The following is a 20,334-nucleotide window of genomic DNA, read 5'->3' on the forward strand; positions in this document are numbered from 1 at the left end:
CAGGGCCAGCGGCATGGATTCAGGCCGCCAGCTTGAAGCGCGTGAGCAGCCCGGACAAGCGCGCCGCCTGCTCGCGCAGCGATTCGGCGGCCGCCGCGGTCTGCTCCACCATCGCGGCGTTCTGCTGCGTCATCGAGTCCACGTCGGTGACGGCGGCATTGATCTCGCGCAGCCCTGCCCCCTGGGCCACCGCGCGGCTGCGGATGTCGTCCACCGTGGCGGCCACCTCGCGGATGCCGTCCTGCAGCTCGCGCATCGCGCCGCCGGCCGCCTGCACCAGCTCGGCGCCCTGGCCCACCTGCGCGGTGGAGGCACCGATCAGCTGCTTGATCTCGCGCGAGGCCTCGGCCGACTGGCCGGCCAGCCGGCGCACCTCGGCAGCCACCACCGCGAAGCCGCGGCCTTCCTCGCCGGCACGGGCGGCTTCCACCGCGGCATTCAGCGCCAGCAGGTTGGTCTGGAAGGCCAGGCCGTCGATCACGCCGGTGATGTCGGCGATGCGGTGGGCGCTGGCGCTGATGCGGTCCATGCTCTGCACCGCCTGCATCACCACGTCGCAGCCCGAGTCGGCCGCCAGCTTGGCCGACTGCGCCATCGACGCGGCCGACTCGGCCGAATGCTCGGCGGCGGCCACGGCCTCCGTCAGGGTGCCCATGCTGGCCGCGGTCTCCTGCAGGCTGCTGGCGGTGTGCTCGGTGCGGCTGCTCAGGTCCTGGCTGCCCTGCGCGATCTCGGTGCTGGCAGCGTCGATCGAGGCCACGCTGCTGCGCACCTCGCCCACCAGCTCGCGCAGGTGGTGCTGCATGCTGCCCAGCGCAGCCATCAGCTGGCCCAGCTCGTCGCGGCCCTCGCCACGCACCGGCGTGGCCAGGTCACCCGCCGCCACGCGGCCGGCCACGCCGATGGCGCGGTCCAGCGGCCGGGTGACCGACAGCACGGTGAAGGCCGTCAGCGGCAGGTACAGCGCCAGCGCCAAGCCGGCCACGGTGACGATCACCGTGCGCCAGCGGCGCACCGCGGCGGTGGCGTCGGCGCTCTGCTGCGCCGCCTGGCCTTCCAGCGTGCGGGCGATGGCCTCGAGCATCGGCTCGGCCGCATGCATCTGCTTCTTGGCCGGCGCCAGCAGCTCGTTGGCTTCGTTGGCGGTGACGATCTGGCCGTTGATGGAGCGCTGGATCACCTCGCCTGCCTGCTGGCGGTAGCCCTGCAGCAGCGGCAGCAGGCCGTCCACCTGATCGGCGGGGAGCCGGTGGCGCAGGGTCTCGAGCTGGCCCACCGCGGCCTCGAAGGCCTGGGTCCACTGCCGCTGGTAGCGCTGGGCCGCAGCGGCATCGTCGATCTGCAGGATCGCATCCTTCTCGAAGCGCCGCAGGTTGCCGAACTCGGTACGGAAGGCCGTGAGCGCGGCATGGGTGGCCACGCTGTCGGTGGCGAAGGTATCGAACTGCCGGTCCAGGCGCTGCAGCGAGAGCACCGCCGCACCGCTGACGGCCACCAGCGCCAGCGAGGCCAGCACCGCCGCACCGGTCAGGCGCGCCTTGATCGACAACTTGTTCAGGAAATTCATGGGGACTTCACCGCAATGGGAGACAAGCGGATATCGACCGGATCGGCCGCCGCTGTAAGCGGACCCCGATGCGCCCGGGGTCATCGCTGGCTGTCACCACGCTGTCATCCAGCGGGTGCAGGCGGCCCGGGGCGACCTGTCATGCGACTGTGATCTGCGCGGCTTAAGGTCGGTGCGATGTCGGGGAGTCCGGGATGATGAACAGCACCGAGAACGACTTCAGCGCCACGCTGCCGGCCGCCTGGCTGCTCACCGAGCCACCAGGCGACCTCTGCGCACGGGCTGCCGACGCGGCCGCGCCGGGCGTGCCCACCGCCGCTCCGCCTGGCGCCAGGCCGGTACCGTGGCCGCGCCGGCATGGCGATGTGAACGCCGGCACCTGGAGTGGCGCCGCAGGCGGGCTGCTGGCCCTGCTGCGGCACTGGGCCGGCCGGCCCCTCAGGTGCCGATGAGGCCGCCGTCGTTGCGGCGGATCACCAGGGTGGCCGAGCGGGGACGGCCGTCGGGCCGCTGGTCGGGCCAGCTGGAGAAGCGGCGCGGCTGCGCCGGGTCGCTGCGCTCGCTCGGGCTCTCACCCGGATGCTGGATGTTGATGAACATCGTGCGGCCGTCGGGTGTGGCGGTGGCGCCGGTGATCTCGCAGCCCACCGGCCCCACCAGGAAGCGGCGGATCTCGCCGGTGCGCGGGTCGGCCGCCAGCATCGCGTTGTTGCCCAGGCCGGCGAGGTCGCCCTTGCCCATGGCCGAGGTGGACATGTCCGTCTGCACCCACAGCACGCCGCGGCCATCGACCCACAGGCCGTCGGGGCAGCCCAGCGCGTCGCCCTTCACGTTGCCCTTGGCATCGGCGCGGCCGTTGGCCGGATCGCCAGCCAGCACGAAGTGGTTCCAGGCGAAGCTGGCGCCGTCGAAGTCGCCCTGCTCCTTCCAGCGCACGATGTGGCCCATGGTGTTGTTGGCGCGCGGGTTGGCCGCATCGGTGCCGGGCTGGCCTTCCCCGCCGCGGTTGCTGTTGTTGGTCAGCGTGCAGTAGACCCAGCCCTGCGCATCGACCGCGATCCATTCCGGCCGGTCCATCTTGGTGCCGCCCAGCAGGTCGCTGGCCTGGCGTGCCTTGACCAGCACCTCGCCCTGGTCGGCAAAGCCGTTGGCCGCCGTCAGCGGGCCCTGGCCATGCACCAGCGGCAGCCAGCGGCCGTTGCCGTCGGCATCGAAGCGCGCCACATGCAGCGTGCCATGGTCCAGCAGGCCGGCATTGGCCGCCGCGCCGCCCGGCTGCATGCGGTCGCGGCTGACGAACTTGTAGATGTATTCGAAGCGCGCGTCCTCGCCCATGTACACCACCGCGCGGCCGTCGCGCGTCATGGCCACGGTGGCGCCTTCGTGGGCGGCGCGGCCCAGCGCCGTGCGCTTGACCGGCATGCTGCTGGCGTCGAACGGATTGATCTCCACCACCCAGCCGAAACGGTTGATCTCGTTCGGGTGGCGGGTGGCGTCGAAGCGGGCGTCGTGCTCGTGCCAGCGGTAGCCGGCCGGGTCGCCCTTGCGCAGGCCCCAGCGGCGCTGGTGCGCGTCCGGCGTGTCCGGGCCCTTGAAGTAGTTGATGAAGTTCTCTTCGCAGGTGAGGTAGGTGCCCCAGGGCGTGATGCCGCTGGCGCAGTTGTTCAGCGTGCCCAGCACCTGCTCGCCGCGCGGGTCGGCCTGGGTGCGCAGCAGCGCATGGCCCGCGGCGGGGCCGGCCACCCGCATCGGCGTGCTGGCGGTGATGCGGCGTGCCCAGGGCGAGGGCCGCACCACCTGCCAGCGGCCATCCGCCTGCGCCACCTCGATCACCGACACGCCGTGCGCGGCCTGCGCCTTGCGCACCTTGTCGGCGGTCCAGGTGGCCATGCCGTCGGCATGCAGCAGGCCGTCGTCGGTGTACTCGTGGTTCATCACCAGCAGGCCGGAGCGCGAGCCGTCCTGCGGGAAGAAGTGGATGCCGTCATGGTGCATGCCCATCTGCACCGCCTGCTCGGCGGCGGTGTTGCTGCCATCGGGCTTGAAGGGCGGCGCCTCGCCGGACAGGCCGACCGGATCGCCCCAGGGCGCGATGACCTGCACGCTGTAGCCCTCGGGGACCACCACCGTGTCGGCGCTCGACACGGGCACGCTCTTGAAGCCGAGCAGCGGGCCGCCGCCCATCGGCGTGGCGCAGCCGGTGACAGCGGCCAGCGGCGCCAGCAGGCCGCTCGCGGCCAGCCCGAGGCCGCCGCGCAGCACGGTGCGGCGGGCGGGATCGGAGAGGTCATGCAGGCTCGGGTTGTTCGAGCGGTTGCTGTCCTCCATCGTGGAGAAGTCCTTGGGCATGGCGTGGGCTGTGCAAGTGATGGTTACCTGAAGCTTCACCGCCGCATGTGACGGTCGCGTGACAGAGCGAGCAGCCCGCACGACAGCAACAGTCCGATCAGCGCATGCGGATGCAGGGCACCCCCACCTCCGCCACCGCCGCCGCCGTCTGGCGCCGGGGCGGGCGGCGGCACGGGCTCGCTCGCGCCGGGTGACGGCGGCAGCGGCCCCAGCTTCAGGGCACAGGCCTGGATGCGGCTGTCGGCGAGCATCACCGGCGCCGCGGCGGGGGCGGCATAGCTGGCGGGCGCGGCGGCATAGGCCAGCGCCTGGTCGGCGTCCAGCAGGCCGGCGCCACAGGTGCGCGTGGTGCAGCTGCAGCGGCCCGGCCTCTGGCCCAGGCTGCATTCGCCCAGCACGGGCACCTGCACATGCGGCCGGGCGCTGCGTGTCAGGCCCTCCGCCAGCTGCGCCACCGTCAAGGCCGGGTTCACCGCCAGCATCAGCGCGGCGGCACCGGCCACTGCCGGGCCCGCGAAGCTGCTGCCCGAGGCCGCCACGTAGCCGGCTTCGCCGACGCCGGTCTCACCCAGGTTGCCGGTGGAGACGATGCCGGCATCGGCCAGCTCGGCGTCGCAGGTGTTGCCGGCGGCCATGTCGCCGCCCGGCGTGGCCAGCGCCACCTGCGGCCCGAAGCTGGCGTAGTTGGCCTTGTAGCCCTCGCGGTTGAGGGCGGTGACGGCGAACGCGCCGGCGCAGCTCGCCGGGCGCGCCACCGCGCCACGCAGGTTGCCGGCGGCGGCGATCACCAGCGCGCCGGCAGCGCGCACCTCGGCCAGGGCGTCGATGTACTGCCGCGCCACTGCGGCCACCTCGGGCACGGGGCTGGCGGCGTCGCAGGACTCGGGCGCGCCATAACCCAGCACGATCAGCCGGGCCGGCGTCGGATTCAGCGGCACGCCGGCCACCGGCAGCCCGGCCGCCCAGCGCAGGCCGGCCACGATGTCGGCCACTGCGGCGCCGCACTTGCCGGCCACCCGCACCGGCAGGAAGCGGCCATTCCAGTTGGCGGCGGCCACGCCTTCGCCGTTGTTGCTCACCGCGGCCACCTGCCCCGCGATCACCGTGCCGTGCCAGCTGGAGAACGGTGCGTCCGGACAGCCGCCGAACACGGCGGGCTGGGCCGCGCGCTCGGCCCCACTGATGGCGTCGCCGGGATCGGTGGGATCGTTGTCCCGGCCATTGCCGTCGGCCGCGTAGTTGGCGTCGCTGACGAAGTCATAGCCCGGCAGGCGGCGTGCGTCCAGCTCGGGGTGGTTGGTGATGCCGGAGTCCAGCACCGCCACCACCGGCCCGCTGCCGGACGCCGGCGCGCCGGTGGAGCGGCTCCAGGCCGCGGTGAAGCCGGCGGCGCCGGTGTTGCCCGCGGCCACGGCCTGCAGCCACCACTGGACCCCGAAGCGGTTGTCCGAGGGCATCACGTCGAGCCGCTGCTCACGTGCCGCAGGGGCTGCGCTCGCGGACATGGCGGGCCACGCCGCTGCGAAGGTGGCCACGCAGGCGGCCAGGGTGAGGGAGGACAGATGCATGCGGCCACTGTAGGCAGCGCGTTTGAGGCGTCTGTGAAGACGGCGGCCCGGCCATGGGCCGTTCGGACCATGCCCGCGGCCATCCCCCCGAAACGCGGCGTGCCGGTAGTCCGTTCGACGCATCCGCAGCGGATGGCGGTCATGTTGCCCAACCAAACTGCAACGTTTCGACACCTGCGTCCCCAATGCATTACATGGATGACTCGGTCTTGCTGTCACCGAGGAGCGCGGAATGCCTGGTGCGGGCCATCGAGTCCGCGCCGCAGGTGCGGCGTCGGCACCAGTTCTTCGTCTGGCTGCAGAGCCAGCTGCACAGCCTGCTGCCGCACAGCGTGGCGGTGTGCGGTGCCTACCAGCGCAGCCGGCGCGAGCTGGTCTTCGAGGTGTTCCAGAGCACGATGCTGCCGGCCGACCTGCTGGCCTCGCTGGCCGATGCACGCTCGCCCTTGATGACCGGCCTGCTGGGCCACTGGCTGGCCGCCCGCGGTCGCGCCGTGCTGGTGGCCAGCGACACGGCCGAAGCGGTGCTCGGGCCCGCGATCCTGGTGCATGGGGTGTCCCGCCCCCAGCGGCCGGCGGAGCTGGAAAGCTTCTTCGTCTTCGCCGAGCCCGAACGTGCCCTGAGCCGCGAGCACCTGCTGCATCTGGAACTGCTGCTGCCCCACCTGCACGCCACCTACCTGCGCGTGCAGGCCACCGAGCTGGAGCTGAACAACCTGCCGCCGCCGCTGGCACCGCGCCTGGCGGGCGCCGCCTCGCCAGTCACCGAGCGCGAGCGCCAGATCCTCGGCTGGGTGCGCGAAGGCAAGAGCAACCAGCAGATCGGCGAGCTGCTGGGCATCAGCCCGCTGACGGTGAAGAACCACATCCAGAAGATCCTGCGCAAGCTGGGCGCCACCAACCGCGCGCAGGCAGTGGCGCTGGCCATGACGCGCCAGGTATTGCTGAACACCGGGCCGCCGCCGCTCGAATGATCCGGACGGGCTATCGACGCCCGGCAAGCCCGCTTCGATGATTCACGGGCCTTCGCCATAGTGGCGATCGCTCCATGCCCGTCAGGCAACACCGTCCGCCCGATGCCTCCGCCGCAGCGTGTGCTCCCACCCGGAGCTGCGCGTGCCAGTGGAACGGATCTTTAGGTGGCGCTCCGTGCGACAGCCGCTGGCCGTCGCAGGGCTCGCTGCCTGCGATCAGGTACCCGTTACCCATGTTCCATCAAGGAGGATTTATGAAACTGAACAAGATCGCCGCCGCCATCGGCCTGGCCGCCACGCTGCCCTTCGCCGCTCCCGCCTTCGCCGGCATCAACCCGTTCGACAACGCCGAAATGTTCCTGGTGGTGTTCGACGATGCCTACGGCAGCTACGCGTTGGACACCGGCGTCACGCTGAACGAGATGCTGGCCGGGTCGGCCAATCCGGCTGGTTTCAGCTTCTCGCGCTCGGTGCTGGGCGCCGAGTGGTCGAAGTACCGCGCCGCCGACACCGACCTGAACGACTTCCTGGGCTTTGAAGGCACCCGATGGGCGCTGGTGGCCGCCGACGGCGAAGGCTTCGGCGACATCGGCGAGTTCCGCCTGCTGATCACCCAGACCGCCAACGTCACGCCCAAGATCGACAACATCGCCATCAACACCCAGACCCCGCGCATGGCCGAATACGCTATCGGCGTGAGCCAGACCGGCGACCACGGCCCGCTGGACGAAGTCAACGGCAACAGCTTCAACCCCCGCGGCAGCGAAGCCCAGTTCAAGGAAGAGAACATCTTCGGCCAGAACGGCCTGTACGCTGGCAATGCCGTCGGCTCCAGCGCCAGCATCTTCTTCCTGACCAACAGCAGCTACGAGATCAACGACAACGCCGACATCCGCAAGCTGAACGGCATGGCCAACTTCGACGGCGCCACGCTGACCTACGCCGTGGCTGCGGTGCCGGAACCCGGCACCTACGCCCTGATGCTGGCCGGCCTGGCTGGCGTGGCCGCAATGGCCCGCCGCCGCCGCGGCTGATCGACCGGCGCGGCCCGCCGCCGCGCCATTTCTGCTTTTCCCCTTTCCCCCGGTTGTTGCCGGCGGAGCCCTCCAGGGCACCGCTCGGCGCAGCCCTGCCCTGTCCATGCCTCGAGGAGAGATTCCATGAACAAACTGCATGCCATCGCCGCGGCCACCGCCCTGGCCGCCTTCGGTTCCGCCCACGCCCTGACCCCTGCACAAATCGACGCCGCCCGCGGCAACGGCTCGCTGAAGGAAGTCAGCGTCTCCGGCGCTTCCGCCCTGCGCCTGTCCTTCGCTGCCTACGCCAGTGAAATCCTGGACAACCTGCATCGCTACCAGAACGATGCTTCCGGCAACAACCACCGCGCCTACGCCGGCACGCTGAACCAGGCCGTCGGCAGCTGGGGCGCCGGTACGCCGGTCATCCTGTACAAGCGGGACCAGGGCGGTTCGGGCCAGGGCGTGAACCCGGTGGCCGCCGCCACCCCGATCGCGCACATGGTCGTGAATGCCGCCACCTGCACCGCCGGTGACGGCTCGGTCGCTTCGCCGTACCTGTGCGGCACCACCGAGAACCGCGTGTCCGATGCCGGCATCTCCGACCTCGAGCCCGCGCTGCTGCAAAAGCCCGCCAACCTGCCCAGCGGCGCCGCCGCCCTGAATGCCAACCAGCTCGGCAACCTGGATGTCGCCCCGCTGGTGCAGGGCATCTTCGGCGTCGCCGTGAACAAGAAGGCCTACCGCGCGCTGCAGCAGGCGCAGGGCATCATCCCCGTCGGCGCCCCGCTGCTGGACGTGCCGGCCGACCAGAACACCTGGAACGCCGCCACCCTCGCGACCATCCCGTCGCTGCCGGTGGAGTTCGTGCGTGCCGCGCTGTCGGGCTCGCTCGGCGGCGGTGCCGGCAATGCCACCACCAAGCGTGGCTGGAACATCGTGATCCCGACCAGCGTCGACCCGAACGTGGTGACCAAGACCATCAACATCGTGCGCCGCGTTGAAGGCTCGGGCACGCAGGCCGCCTCCAACGTGTTCTTCCTGAACAACGGCAGCAGCGAAACCGGTGCCCTGGCACCGCTGGGCGTGGCCGGCAGCACGGGCAACCCGAGCGTGGTGCACCGTGTCACCGGCCCGGGCTACGTGGTGCAGGAAGGCTCCGGCGCCGGCAACGTGGAAGACGGCCTGGGCCGTGTGTCCGCCGCCGACACCGTCAACAGCGTGGAAGAAGCCGCCGACGGCGACGGCATCGCCTACGGCCTGGGCGTGCTCGGCCGTGAAGTGAACCCGCTGCGCGACGGCGGCGACCGCGGCTACCGCTTCGTCAAGCTGGACGGCGTCGCACCCGTGCGTGCGCTGGCCAAGGCCGGCGACTACGGCTTTGTGTTCGAAGCCACGATGCAGTGGAACAAGACGGTGGTTCCGGCCGGCTCCGAGAAGTCGCTGTTCCTGACCGCGCTGCGCAGCAACCTGGGCAAGCCTTCGTCGCTGGCCGCGGTGGACTCCAACACGCAGCAAGGCGTGATGTCGCCCCCGAGCACCTACACCGGCGCCTACGTGGATGCCACCGGTGACGCTGCGCTGTTCGGCTCGCGCGTGGCCCGCCAGGCCAACAACAGCGCCTCGCCGCTGCGCATCATCAAGTAAGACATTTCGCCCCTGTGCGCCGGGGCCCTGCAGCAGCAGGGCCCCGGCCTTTTGCCTTCCTGGAGCCTGTTCATGCTGCGCCCCCTGCTGCGATCCAATCCCCTGTCCGCCACCTGCCGCCATTGGCTGGCCGCCGCCGCCATGGCGGGCATGGCCAATGGCGCCAGCGCCGCCATCGGACTGCCTGCGTACTACGAGAGCGCGCCGGCCGAACTGGTGCTGACCGTCTGGGACCCGGTGGCGGAAGCCTCGTATTCGCGCGACCTCGGCATCTCGATGGACGCCTTCCTCGAGACAGCCCAGACCGACGCCGGCATGCAGGAGTTCTGGAAGATCGATGCGGCCGCCGATCCGGCATTCGGCTTGTTCCGGGCGCCGGGCACCGACAAGCGCAACCTGCTGTGGTTCATCAGCGCCATCGACAGCGAAGGCTTTGGCGAGGCAGGCGACTTCCGCATGGTGACCACGCTGCGCGCGACCACCGTGGCGGGGCAGCTCGGCGCGGCCTACGACTCGCTCGTCCACTACAACAACCTCGACTTCTCGTCGGACGTGGCCATCGTCGCGCAGGACTTCTATCTGCAGATGAACCAGGACACGCTGAACACCAACAACACGCACGGCAACCTGGGCGCGGGGCTCGCTTCCGACAACATCGCCTTCAACGGCAGCAGCTATTCCGTCAAAGGCCAGGTCGGATATGCGGATTCGGCCGACCAGTACTGGCTGCTCAGAAGCACCCGCAACATCAACCTGACCAATCCCGTCGGGCGCTCGTCCTGGTTCTACTACGTGCAGAACATCATCTCGGAAGAAGCCACCGACATCGCGATCGTCGACGAATTCGACAACCTCACCAACGACGGCTACTGGGGCCTGGACGAGGCGGCCGACGGCAGCTTCGTGCTCAGCTATTCGCTGTTTTCCACCGGCCCCAGCGCGGCGCAGCGGGCCTTTGCAGCCAGCATCGGCCGCACCGAACTGAACGGCGGCTTCCGCACCACGGCCTTGGCCGGCGCGGCGTTGCTGGGCAGCGATGGCCGGGCCTATGCCACAGGCCGTCCGCTGCCGCTGGCCGGCGTGGCATCGCCGGTGCCCGAGCCTGCCACCGTGGCCTTGATGGGCCTGGGCGTCGCCGCGGTGATCGGCGCCGCGGCGCGCCGGCGCAGGCCGTCGTGAGCCGTTCGGCCCATGCCGGCCGGCACCGGGTCATGCCCACTAAACCGGTGCTCGGGACACTCCACCGGTGACTGCCGCAACCGCCTTCCTGCACCTGTTGATCGCCCTGGCCGCCGCCCTCACGGCCGCGCCGGCCCGGGCCCAGCAGGCCCCCCGCTTCGCCATCCTGGAGTTCGAGGTCGAGGGCAACAGCGTGCTGCCGGTCACCGCCATCGAGCAGGCGGTGATGCCCTTCATGGGTGAAGCACGGGAGCTGGCCGACGTGGAGAAGGCCCGCGAGGCGCTGGAGCGGGCCTACCAGCAGGCCGGCTACCTGACCGTGTTCGTCGACGTGCCCGAGCAGCGGGTGGACGCCGGCGTGGTGCGGCTCAACGTCACCGAAGGCCGCGTGGACCGGCTGCGCGTGACCGGCTCGCGCTACTACAGCCAGGGCGTCATCCGTGAACGGGTGGCCGAGCTGGCCGAGGGCAAGGTGCCCAACTTCAATGCGGTGCAGCAGCAGGTGGCCACGCTGCAGCGGCCGGAGCGGCAGCTGCAGCCGGTGCTGCGCCCCGGGCGCGAGCCCGGCACGGTGGAAGCCGAGCTGAAGGTGACCGACCAGCTGCCGCTGTCAGGCAGCGTGGAGCTGACCAACCGGCACGCACCCGACACCAGCAGCACGCGGCTTTCGGCCACGCTGCGCTACGACAACCTGTTCCAGCGCGACCATGCCATTGCGCTGACCGCCATCGTCGCGCCGCAGGCGCTGGATGAATCGAAGGTGCTGGTGGCCAACTACAGCGCGCCGCTGGACGGCGGCGACACGCTGGTGGGCTACGTGGTGGTGTCCGACAGCCTGCTGGAGCCGCTGGGCGCTGTGTCGGTGGTGGGCAAGGGCGTGACGGTGGGCGTGCGCTGGCTGCGCAGCTTCTACCTGCCCGGCAGCAGCCACAGCCTGGTGGCCGGCGCCGACTTCAAGCGGCTGGACCAGCGCACCGACATCGCCGACCTCAATGCGGTGACCAACCCGCTGCGCTACGTGCCGCTGCAGCTGGGCTACACCGGCCAGTGGGTGGGCGAGCTGGGCCAGAGCACGCTCAACACCAGCTTCGTGTTCGGCGTGAAGGCGCTGCTGATGCGCAGCATCTCGTGCACCGACGACAGCAACCTCGGCGCCATCGACCAGTTCCAGTGCAGCCGCAACGGCGCCGACGGCGGATTCGCCTACTGGCGCGGCGATGCCCGCCACACGCTGCCGCTGGGCGGCGGCAGCCTCAGCGCCCGCCTGGGCTGGCAGCTGGCCAGCCAGCCGCTGGTGTCGGGCGAGCAGTACACGCTGGGCGGCGCCGAGACGGTGCGCGGCTACCTGGAGGCCGAGGCCGCTGGCGACCATGCGCTGCTGGGATCGCTGGAGTGGCGCAGCGCCAACCTGCTGGGCACCGACACGCCGGCCGGCGCGGCGCGGCAGGAGCTGGCGCTGCTGGCCTTCCTCGACGCGGCGCGCGCCACCACCATCAACCCGTTCCCCGGCCAGCCGGCGCGGGTGCCGCTGCTGGGCCGCGGCCTGGGCCTGAGGCTGAAGCTCGCGCCCGGCGCGCTGGCCGAGGTGGACCTGGCCTGGCCGCGCAAGCGCACCGCCGCCACCACCGACGGCAGCGCGCGGCTGCATGTGCGGCTGCTGGCGCAGTTCTGATGTCCCTTCACACCACGTTCCGGTCTTTGCAGTCCATGGCCCGCCAACCGATCCGCCGCCGCCTGTCCCACCCGCTGGCGCTGAGCCCGCTGGCCGTCGCGCTGGTGGCCGTGTGGCCGCTGCAGTCGGTGCAGGCGCAACAAGGGCTGCCCTCGCCAGCCGCGCAATGGGTGAGCCGCTACACCGGCTCGCTGGCGCCGCAGCTGTCGCGGCCGTCGGCCAACAACCTGCTGATCACGCAGGGCGGCAACCGCGCGATCTACAACTGGTCGAGCTTCAACATCGACCGCGGCAACGGTGTCGAGTTCAGGATGCCCGACGGCAACGCCGCGGCACTCAACCGCATCGGCGGCAATGCGCCCAGCGCCATCTATGGCTCGCTGAAGTCCAACGGCCAGGTGTGGCTGATCAATCCCAACGGCGTGCTGTTCGGCAACGGCGCGCGGGTGGACGTCAACTCGCTCGTCACCAGCACGCTGAATGTGGCCGATGCCGACTTCCTCGACGGCCTCACCAGCCGCACGCTGGAACGCGGCGCGGCCTTTCGCTACGAGGGCACCGCGACCGACTTCGTCGACAGCCGCAACTTCGTGCGGGTGGACAACGGCGCCGAGATCCGTACCGCCGAGGGCGGCCGCGTGTTCCTGTTCGCCAAGCGGGTGGACAACGCTGGCAGCATCAGCACGCCCGGTGGCCAGACGGTGCTGGCCGGCGGCGGCGAGGTGTACCTCAAGCTGCCCACCAGCGAGGCCATCTACGCCAGCGAGGTGAACCCCAACGTGCCGGCGGTGCAGGGCTTGCTGGTGGAGGTGGGTGCCGCCTTCGGCCGCGATGGCAGCGTCGCCAACGCCGCCACCGGCAGCATCAGCACCCCGCGCGGCAACGCCACGCTGGTGGGCATGGCGGTGAACCAGGCCGGCCGCATCAGCGCCACCACCAGCGTGTCGCAGAACGGCTCGGTGCTGCTGCTGGCGCAGGGCGGCACGCAGGCCGGCCCGGCCGGCACCGAGAACCTGTACGAGGCCGGCTCCGAGCTGTACAAGCGCGCGCAGCGCGCGGGCTCGCTGGTGCTGGAGGCGGGCAGCCGCATCGAGGTCACGCCCGACGTGCCGGCCACCGGCGCGGTGCCCACCTCCGACGGCAATGCCACCTTCGTGCCCTCGCGCATCGCGATGGCCGGCCACGACATCACGCTGGCCGCCGGCGCGCTGGTGCAGGCGCCGGGTGCCAGCGTCACGCTGCGTGCCGGTGCTCCCGACTACCGCGCCGACCGCCTGGCCAGCCGGCCCTTCACGCCAACCGATCCCACCGCGCGCATCGCCATCGCCGAGGGCGCGCGCATCGACGTGGCGGGCACCAACGGCACGGTGGTGAGCGCCGCGCGCCATTTCGTCACCACCGAGCTGCTGGGCGGCAACGACCTGAAGGACGCGCCGCTGCAGAAGGAAGGCGTGCTGGCGCGCAACCGGGTCACGCTGGACATCCGCGACAAGGCTGCCGCCGTCGATTCCCCCATCCTCGGCGAGCTGGACGGCTACCGCCAGGCCTTGCAGCGCACGGCCGAGGAACGGCTGGCCGCAGGCGGCAGCGTGGACCTGCGGGCCGAAGGCGCGGTGGTGATGCACGAGCGCGCCGCGATCGACGTCTCCGGCGGCCGGGTGACCCATGCCGAGGCGATGGTCACGCCCACCCGCCTGGTGGCCGAGGACGGCAGCCTGCACACGCTGAACACCGCGCCGAAGGACGTGGTGTACGAACGCGCCATCAACGACAAGGGCGTGCAGGAACCGCGCTACGACCGCTGGGGCGTGCGCATCGACTACGGCAGCACGCTGCCGGCGGAAAAGGCGCTGGGCTATGTGGACGGCCAGTCCGCCGGTGCGGTGCGCGTGGTGGCGCCCACGGTGGTGCTGGACGGCCAGCTGGCCGCGCACACGGTCAGCGGCGACCGCCAGCGCCAGGGCCTGGACGCGCAGGCCGCTCTGGGCACGCTGGCCATCGGCACGCTGCAGAACCAGCAGGCCTTCGGCGACGCCAGTTATGCCGGCGCGGTGGTGTCCGGCCCGCTGCGGCTGACGGCGGGTGCCGATGCACTCGGCGCCGCCTTCTGGGCCAACCCGCTGGCGGCCACGCTGGCCGATGGCTCGCGCGTGGCGGCCACCGCGGTGATGGAAGCCGGCTTTGGCCACCTGAGCCTGGCCAGCAATGCCGAGGTGCGCATCGAAGGCGACCTGGCCCTGCCCGACCGCGGCAGCCTGCAGGCCGCCTCGCGCGACGGCGGCGTGCTGATCGGCGGCAGCGTGGCCGCCCGCGGCGGCAGCGTGCGGGCGCAGTCCCTGGCCGGCGGTGACGTGACGCTGGCGGCCGGCAGGACCATCGACGTGTCCGGCCGCGTCTACAACGAGCGCACCGACGGCGCGCTGGACCGTGCCGCGCTGAACGCCGGCAGCGTGAGCCTGAGCGCGCGCCGCGGCGTGCTGCTGCAAGCCGGCAGCCACATCGACGCCGACGGCGGCGCCGTGGCCACCGCCAGCGGCACCGTGGCCGGCAACGGCGGCAGCATCACGCTGGCCAGCGGCCGGCCCGATGTGGCCGCCACCGGCCCGACATTGCTGCTCGGCGGCAGCCTGAGCGGCCATGCGCTGGGCCGGCCGGGCAGCCTGTCCATCACCACCGATTCAGTGCGCATCGGCAGCGCGGCCGCCGGTGCGCCGGCCGCAGCGCTCACGCTGGACAGCGGCTTCTTCTCCACCGGCGGCTTTGCCAGCTACAGCGTCGACGGCCGCGACTTCCTGCAGCTGACCGCCGGCACCGTCATCGCGCCGAGGCTGGACGCCTGGGCCGCCGCCGGCACGCTGCGCGACGCGGCCACCGGCAGCGCGCTGGATGCCTTCGCCACCTCGCCCGGCCCGCTGGCCACTGCGCCGGCACCGGTGAATGTCTCGCTGGCCTCCAGCGGGCGTGCCGCCGGTGAAGCAGCCGGCCGGCTCAGCGTGGCCGAAGGCGCCGCGCTCGACCTGGCCGCCGGTGCCAGCGCCACGCTGTCGGCCCAGAGCCGCCTGACCTTCGACGGCCGCATCCGTACCGCCGGCGGCAGCGCCACGCTGCGGCTGACCAAGAGCGGCGCGCAAGAAGCGCTGGACTACGACAACCCGCAGTACCTGTGGCTGGGCGCCGGCAGCTTGATCGACGTGAGCGGCACCACGGTGCTGTCGCCCAACACCACCGGCCGCCTGGAGGGCACGGTGCTGGCCGGCGGTCGCATTGCGCTGGACGCATCGAGCGCCGCCAGCACCGCGCCCACCAGCCTGGTGCTGCAGCAGGGCGCCCAGCTGCGCGCCGATGGCGCCGTGGGCACGCTGGACATCACCCGCGCCACCAACGACGGTTCCACCGTGGTGCAGCGCCAGCAGGTGGCCAGCGCCGGCGGCAGCGTGAGCGTGCGCGCCAACCGCGACCTGCTGCTCGAAGGCACGCTGTCGGCCCGCGGCGGGCAGCTCAGCAACGGCGACGGCGGCATCACGCGTGCGGCCGGCGGCGCGCTCGCCGTCACCCTGGCCAGCGTGGCCGACAACCGCCTGGTGACCGAACTGCCGGCCGAACGAGAGCTGCGCATCACCCGCGCCACTGGCCAGGCCACCGCCACGCTGCGGCCGGCCGACCTGGCCGCGCCGCGCCTGCTGCCCGGCAACGCCAGCGCGTCGGCCGAATGGATCGACGCGGCCGGTGTCTCCGAGGTGGCGCTGACGGCGCGGGATGCCTTGCGCCTGCAGGACGGCGTGGCGCTGCGGCCCGAGCGCAGCCTGCGGTTGGACAGCCCGGCGCTTCGCTTCGACGGCGCCGGCGCGGTGCAGGGTGTGCAACTGGGCGCCGCCACAGTGACGCTGGCCAACACCCAGCAGCCGGTGAGCGCCAGTACCAGCACCCGGCCGGCGCCCACCGCCACCGGTGGCGACGGGCGTGTGTCGGCGCTGGCCGGCAACCTGCTGTCGATCGAAGGCACGGTGGCCACGCAGGGCGCCGGCCTGCTGGGCCTGTTCAGCTACGGCGACATGCGGCTGGTGGGCCTGCCGGCCGGCACGGCCAAGGTGGGCGCGCTGAACACCGGCGCCGACCTGCGCCTGCATGCCGACCAGATCTACCCCGCCACCGACAGCCGCTTCACCATCGACGCCGGCAACCGGCGGGTGGAGATCGATCCCGGCGAGGCCGGCGCGGCCGCGCCCCTGTCCGCACGCGGCCATCTGACCATCCAGGCCGGCGAGATCGTGCACGGCGGCGTGATCCGCGCGCCGCTGGGCCAGGTCACGCTGCAGTCGGGCGGCGCCATCCTGCTCACGCCCGGCAGCGTCACCTCGGTGTCCGCCGCCGGCCTGCTGCTGCCCGATGGCGACGGCCACACCGTAGGCAGCGCGCCGGCCAAGCAGATCACGCTGGAATCGGCCGCCGGCCTGGTGGACGTGCAGCCCGGTTCCCTGCTCGACCTGTCCGGCGGCGGCGATGCGCTGGCCTACCAGTTCGTGCCTGGCCCGGGCGGCTCCACCGATGTGTTCACCGGCGCCGACGGTGCCTATGCCATCGTGCCGACCGTGCAGGGCGCAGCGCCGTATGACGCCGCGCTGGCGGCTGCGGCGCCCAACGCCGCGCAGCCGGCGCTGGGCCGGCAGCTCATCGTCGGCCCGGGCGGCCCGCTGCCCGCAGGCAGCTACACCCTGCTGCCGGCGCGTTATGCGCTGCTGCCGGGCGCCTTCCTGGTCAAGCCCGAGGCGGGCGGCACGCCGCTGCAGTTCGGCAGCCTGGTCAGCCGGCCCGACGGCAGCAGCCTGGTGGGTGCCCTCACCGGCACCGCCGGCACGCTGCTGCGCGACACGCTGTCCAGCACCTGGCGCATCACACCTTCGGCCGAGGCGCGCCGCGCCTCGGAAGTGCGCGAGACCACCGCCACCCGCTTCTACGCCGAAGCGGCACAGGCCGCCGATGCGGCCCGCCCGGCCCTGCCGGCCGACGGCGGCACGCTGGTGCTGGCGGCGCCGCAGGCCTCGCTGGCCGGTGAAGCCCGCTTCGGTGCCCAGCGGCAGAGCGCCGAGGCGGCGGCCGCCGCCCTGGCCGCGCGTGTGCCCGAGGCCGCTTTCACGCCGCTGGGCGGCCAGGCCTTCATCGCCGCCGACCGCATCGCGGTGGGTGCGCCGGTCGCGGACAGGGGCACCCTGTCGCTGTCTGTCCAGCAGCTCAATGCGCTGGGCGCGCAGACGCTGGTGCTGGGCGCGCGGCCGGGCGAGCTCGCCGGCCAGCTGAATGTCACCGCGCAAGAGGTGGTGTTCACCGCGCAAGCCGGCAACGCCGAACTGCTGCGCGCAGGCGATGTGCTGCTGGCCGCCACCGGGCGTGTGGCCCTGGGCGGCGGCACCGGCATCACCGCCGTGGCTGCGGCCGACGCACAGGCCCGCAGCTACACCGTCAGCGGCGACGGCGCCCTGGTGCGCGCCAGCGCCGCCACCGGCGCCGAGGTGCAGCGCAGCGGTACGCAAGGCAAGGCCGGCGTGCTGGACATCGGGCCCGGCGTCGGCCTGAGCGCTGCCGGCGGCAGCCTGCTGCTGGACGCCACCGGCAGCACCCGGGTGGCCAGCGGGCTGAAGCCACAGGCCGCCGAGGTGACCATCGGCGCCGGCCGCATCGAGGTCTCCGACCGCGACAGCGATGACGTGGGCCCATCGGTGCTGCAGCTCACCACCAGCCTGGCGGCGGCCTTGTCGGGCACCGAGGCGCTGTCGCTGCGCAGTTATTCATCCATCGACCTGGCCGCCGGCAGCACGCTGGGCAGCAGCCGCCTGGGCCGCCTGACGCTGGACACGCCGGTGCTGGCCCTCATGGACGGCGAAGCCGCCACGCCGCCCGGCATGGCCCGCCTGCAGGCCAACGAGCTGCACCTGCAGAACAGCACGGTGGCCGCGGCCCCGGCCGGCCAGGCGCCGGCTGCCTCGGTCCAGCCCGTGGCCGGCCGCCACCAGTTGAGCGCCGAAGCAGGCCGCCTGCTGTCGTTGGGCGATGGCCGCATGGCGGTCAGCGGTGCGGCCAGCACCACGCTCGCCAGTGGCGGTGTGATCCAGGCCGACGGCCTCGGGGCGTTCGACGTGGCGGGCGACCTGGCGCTGCGCGCCCAGCGCGTGCAGACGGCGCTGGGTGGCGAAGCCGACATCCGGGCCGGCGGCGCGCTGCGCATCGAGGCCCTGGCACCCACCGGCGCCGGTGCCCCGGCCCTGCCCGAGGCGCAGGCCGGCGGTCGGCTGGCCTTCACCGGCCGCAGCCTGGTGCACACCGGCCAGATCGCGGCGCCGGTGGGCAGCGTCAGCCTGAGCGCCACCGACGACGTGGTGCTGGAAGCCGGCGCGGCCGTGCGCGCCACCGGCCTGCGCATGACGCTGGACGGCAGCACCGTCGACCTGGCCGCGGGGCAGATCCAGCTGGCCAGCAGCGAAGGCAGCATCCGCCTGGCCGAAGGCACGCTGCTGGACGCCAGCGCCGCCGGCCAGGGCCATGCCGGGCGCATCGAGCTGCAGGCCGTCCGCGGCGGCGTGCAGGCCGACGGCCTGCTGCAGGCCCGCGCCAGCGGCGCCGCTGCCCGTGGCGGCACCCTGGTGGTGGACGCCGCGCGCGACCTCGACCTGGCAGCCCTGGCCCGCGCGGCGGGCACCGAAGGCAACTTTGGCGAGCGCATCGCCGTGCGCCAGCGCGAGGGCGACCTGACGCTGAGCGCCGGCAGCCAGCTCGGCGCCCGCCAGCTGCGGCTGGACGCCGACGCCGGAACGCTGGCCATCGACGGCCGGCTGGTGGCCTTCGGCCGCGACGGCGCCGCCAGCATCGAACTGTCGGCCGGACAGGATGTGCTGCTGCGCAGCGGCGCGCTGCTCAGCAGCCGCAGCGCGGTGGGGGAAAGCCGAATCGCCCTCAACAGCGCCGACGGCTGGCTGCGGCTGGCCGAGGGCGCCACCGTCGACCTGCGTCCGGGCGGCAGCCAGGCCGCGCCCGGCGTGCTGGCGCTGCGGGCCGCGCGCACCGTGGATGCCGCCACCGGCGTGCAGGACGTGAAGGTCGACACCATCGCCAGCGGCTTGCAGGGCGTCGAGCGCATCGACGTGGAAGCGGTCAAGGTCTACACCGGCACCGAGGTCGTGGCCGGCTACACCCCGGGCCAGGAACCGCCGGCCGAGCCCGATCCGGGGACGGATCCGGGCACCGATCCGCAGCCCGAGCCGGAACCTCCGCCGCCCCCGCCGCCCCCGCCGCCCCCGCCGCCGCCCGCACCACCGCCGCCCCCGCCACCGGCACCGCCACCCCCGGGCTCGCCGCCGCCCCCCGTCCGGCCCCTCGCCAGGCAATGGCCCCACCACCGGCGACCAGGTGCCACCGAGCCCGCCGATGCCGACCCTGGCCTCGCTGGGAGCGCGGTTCGGCACCGTGCGTGCCCTGTCTGCTGCCCCGCGTGCGCTGGCCGCGTCCACCGGCAACGGCCCGACCACCGGCGACCAGATACCGCCCACGCCGCCGCTGGAGCCGATGCCTGCGCCGCTGCCGCCGCCGCCGCCTGCACCGCCGGCACCGCTGCCCGAGCCGCCGGCGCCGTCGCCCACGCCCGGCCCGTCGCCGTCGCCGTCGCCGGGGCCTTCGCCATCTCCGTCGCCAGGGCCCGGCCCTGCGCCGGCACCGGCCGAGCCATCGCCCTTCATCGGCGTGGAAACCCTGCGCGCCGACAACGCGGCCTTTGCAACCGAAGCACGCGCAGCGGCCATCGCTTCCCGCCTGCTGGGCGAACGGCTGCCCGCCGGCGCGCAGCTCACCGTGCGCGCCGGCGTGGAGGTGCGCTCGGCCACCACGCTGACGCTGTCGGCGCCGCTGGCGCTGGCGCCGCCGCCCGGCGCGCAGGCCAGCGGCGCGGTGCGTGTCGGTGGTGCCGCCCTCACCCTGCGCTCGGCCGGCAACCTGGTGCTGGCGCAGTCCATCCACAGCGGCTACGCAGGGCTGGACGAATACAGCGCCGAGCGTGACTGGCTGCCGCAGCCCGGCTCGGCCGGCAGCATCCGTCTGCTGGCGGGCGGCGACCTGGTCATCGGCAGCAGCAGCAACACCGATGGCGTGCTGGTGCGCAACACCACCGGCCGCATCGAGGCCGCCGCCGCGGGCGACGTGGTGTTCCAGGACGCCCGCAGCGCCGTCTACACCACCGGCGTGCCGTCCGATGGCGGTGCCGGTGCGCCTTTGCTGGACAGCTTCAGCGGCCTGGTGCCGGCCGCGGACGAGCGGGGTTATGTCGATCCCTTCCTGCAGGGCGGCGGCGCAGTGCAGATCGAGGCCGGCCGCGACGTCA

General features: G+C 72.9%; 10 protein-coding genes. 7 read left to right on the top strand and 3 right to left on the bottom strand.

Annotated features, from left to right (window positions below; all coding sequences use genetic code 11):
• Positions 1-19: 19 nt before the first annotated feature.
• Positions 20-1,567 (bottom strand): methyl-accepting chemotaxis protein, encoded by a 1,548-nt coding sequence (locus LRS14_RS21215; protein ID WP_257800980.1) that lies wholly within the window; start codon positions 1,565-1,567, stop codon positions 20-22.
• A 197-nt stretch (positions 1,568-1,764) separates the two neighbouring features.
• Here LRS14_RS21215 and LRS14_RS21220 point away from each other — a divergent pair, with 197 nt between their 5' ends.
• A complete protein-coding gene (locus LRS14_RS21220; RefSeq protein WP_257800981.1) occupies positions 1,765-2,019 on the top strand; it encodes a hypothetical protein in 255 nt (84 codons plus the stop codon).
• Here the strand turns inward: LRS14_RS21220 and LRS14_RS21225 are convergent.
• Together LRS14_RS21225 and LRS14_RS21230 are read right to left on the bottom strand one after the other, a co-directional pair.
• The gene (locus LRS14_RS21225; RefSeq protein ID WP_257800982.1) at positions 2,006-3,916 is read right to left on the bottom strand and encodes a PhoX family phosphatase; all 1,911 of its coding nucleotides are present in this window, start codon (positions 3,914-3,916) and stop codon (positions 2,006-2,008) included. The two genes, LRS14_RS21220 and LRS14_RS21225, sit on opposite strands and share 14 nt — an antisense overlap.
• 35 nt (positions 3,917-3,951) lie before the next feature.
• Positions 3,952-5,484, bottom strand: a complete 1,533-nt coding sequence (locus LRS14_RS21230) for a S8 family serine peptidase (protein ID WP_257800983.1) — start codon at positions 5,482-5,484, stop codon at positions 3,952-3,954.
• A gap of 194 nt (positions 5,485-5,678) precedes the next feature.
• Here LRS14_RS21230 and LRS14_RS21235 point away from each other — a divergent pair, with 194 nt between their 5' ends.
• From LRS14_RS21235 to LRS14_RS21260, 6 genes are all read left to right on the top strand, one after another.
• Positions 5,679-6,458 (top strand): LuxR C-terminal-related transcriptional regulator, encoded by a 780-nt coding sequence (locus tag LRS14_RS21235; RefSeq protein WP_257800984.1) that lies wholly within the window; start codon positions 5,679-5,681, stop codon positions 6,456-6,458.
• Positions 6,459-6,712: 254 nt separating this feature from the next.
• Positions 6,713-7,492: a PEP-CTERM sorting domain-containing protein gene (locus tag LRS14_RS21240; protein ID WP_257800985.1), complete on the top strand. Its 780-nt coding sequence runs from the start codon at positions 6,713-6,715 to the stop codon at positions 7,490-7,492.
• Positions 7,493-7,618: 126 nt separating this feature from the next.
• A complete protein-coding gene (locus tag LRS14_RS21245) occupies positions 7,619-9,121 on the top strand; it encodes a hypothetical protein (RefSeq protein ID WP_257800986.1) in 1,503 nt (500 codons plus the stop codon).
• 72 nt (positions 9,122-9,193) lie between these two features.
• Entirely contained in the window at positions 9,194-10,300 is a 1,107-nt protein-coding gene (locus LRS14_RS21250) for a PEP-CTERM sorting domain-containing protein (RefSeq protein WP_257800987.1), read from the top strand.
• A gap of 67 nt (positions 10,301-10,367) precedes the next feature.
• A complete protein-coding gene (locus LRS14_RS21255; RefSeq protein WP_257800988.1) occupies positions 10,368-11,972 on the top strand; it encodes a POTRA domain-containing protein in 1,605 nt (534 codons plus the stop codon).
• A 35-nt stretch (positions 11,973-12,007) separates the two neighbouring features.
• Positions 12,008-20,014 carry a filamentous hemagglutinin N-terminal domain-containing protein gene (locus LRS14_RS21260; protein ID WP_257800989.1) on the top strand — a complete coding sequence of 2,669 codons (8,007 nt, stop codon included), beginning with the start codon at positions 12,008-12,010 and terminating at the stop codon, positions 20,012-20,014.
• The last annotated feature ends 320 nt before the right edge of the window (positions 20,015-20,334 follow it).

This window comes from Aquincola sp. J276, assembly GCF_024700035.1.
Taxonomy (GTDB): Bacteria; Pseudomonadota; Gammaproteobacteria; order Burkholderiales; family Burkholderiaceae_C; genus Aquincola; species Aquincola tertiaricarbonis.

Bases quoted from the DNA above. Each gene is read 5' to 3' on its own strand.
- LRS14_RS21215 (WP_257800980.1), bottom strand. From the start codon at position 1,567: ATGAATTTCCTGAACAAGTTGTCGATCAAGGCGCGCCTGACCGGTGCG.
- LRS14_RS21220 (WP_257800981.1), top strand. From the start codon at position 1,765: ATGAACAGCACCGAGAACGACTTCAGCGCCACGCTGCCGGCCGCCTGG.
- LRS14_RS21225 (WP_257800982.1), bottom strand. From the start codon at position 3,916: ATGCCCAAGGACTTCTCCACGATGGAGGACAGCAACCGCTCGAACAAC.
- LRS14_RS21230 (WP_257800983.1), bottom strand. From the start codon at position 5,484: ATGCATCTGTCCTCCCTCACCCTGGCCGCCTGCGTGGCCACCTTCGCA.
- LRS14_RS21235 (WP_257800984.1), top strand. From the start codon at position 5,679: ATGGATGACTCGGTCTTGCTGTCACCGAGGAGCGCGGAATGCCTGGTG.
- LRS14_RS21240 (WP_257800985.1), top strand. From the start codon at position 6,713: ATGAAACTGAACAAGATCGCCGCCGCCATCGGCCTGGCCGCCACGCTG.
- LRS14_RS21245 (WP_257800986.1), top strand. From the start codon at position 7,619: ATGAACAAACTGCATGCCATCGCCGCGGCCACCGCCCTGGCCGCCTTC.
- LRS14_RS21250 (WP_257800987.1), top strand. From the start codon at position 9,194: ATGCTGCGCCCCCTGCTGCGATCCAATCCCCTGTCCGCCACCTGCCGC.
- LRS14_RS21260 (WP_257800989.1), top strand. From the start codon at position 12,008: ATGGCCCGCCAACCGATCCGCCGCCGCCTGTCCCACCCGCTGGCGCTG.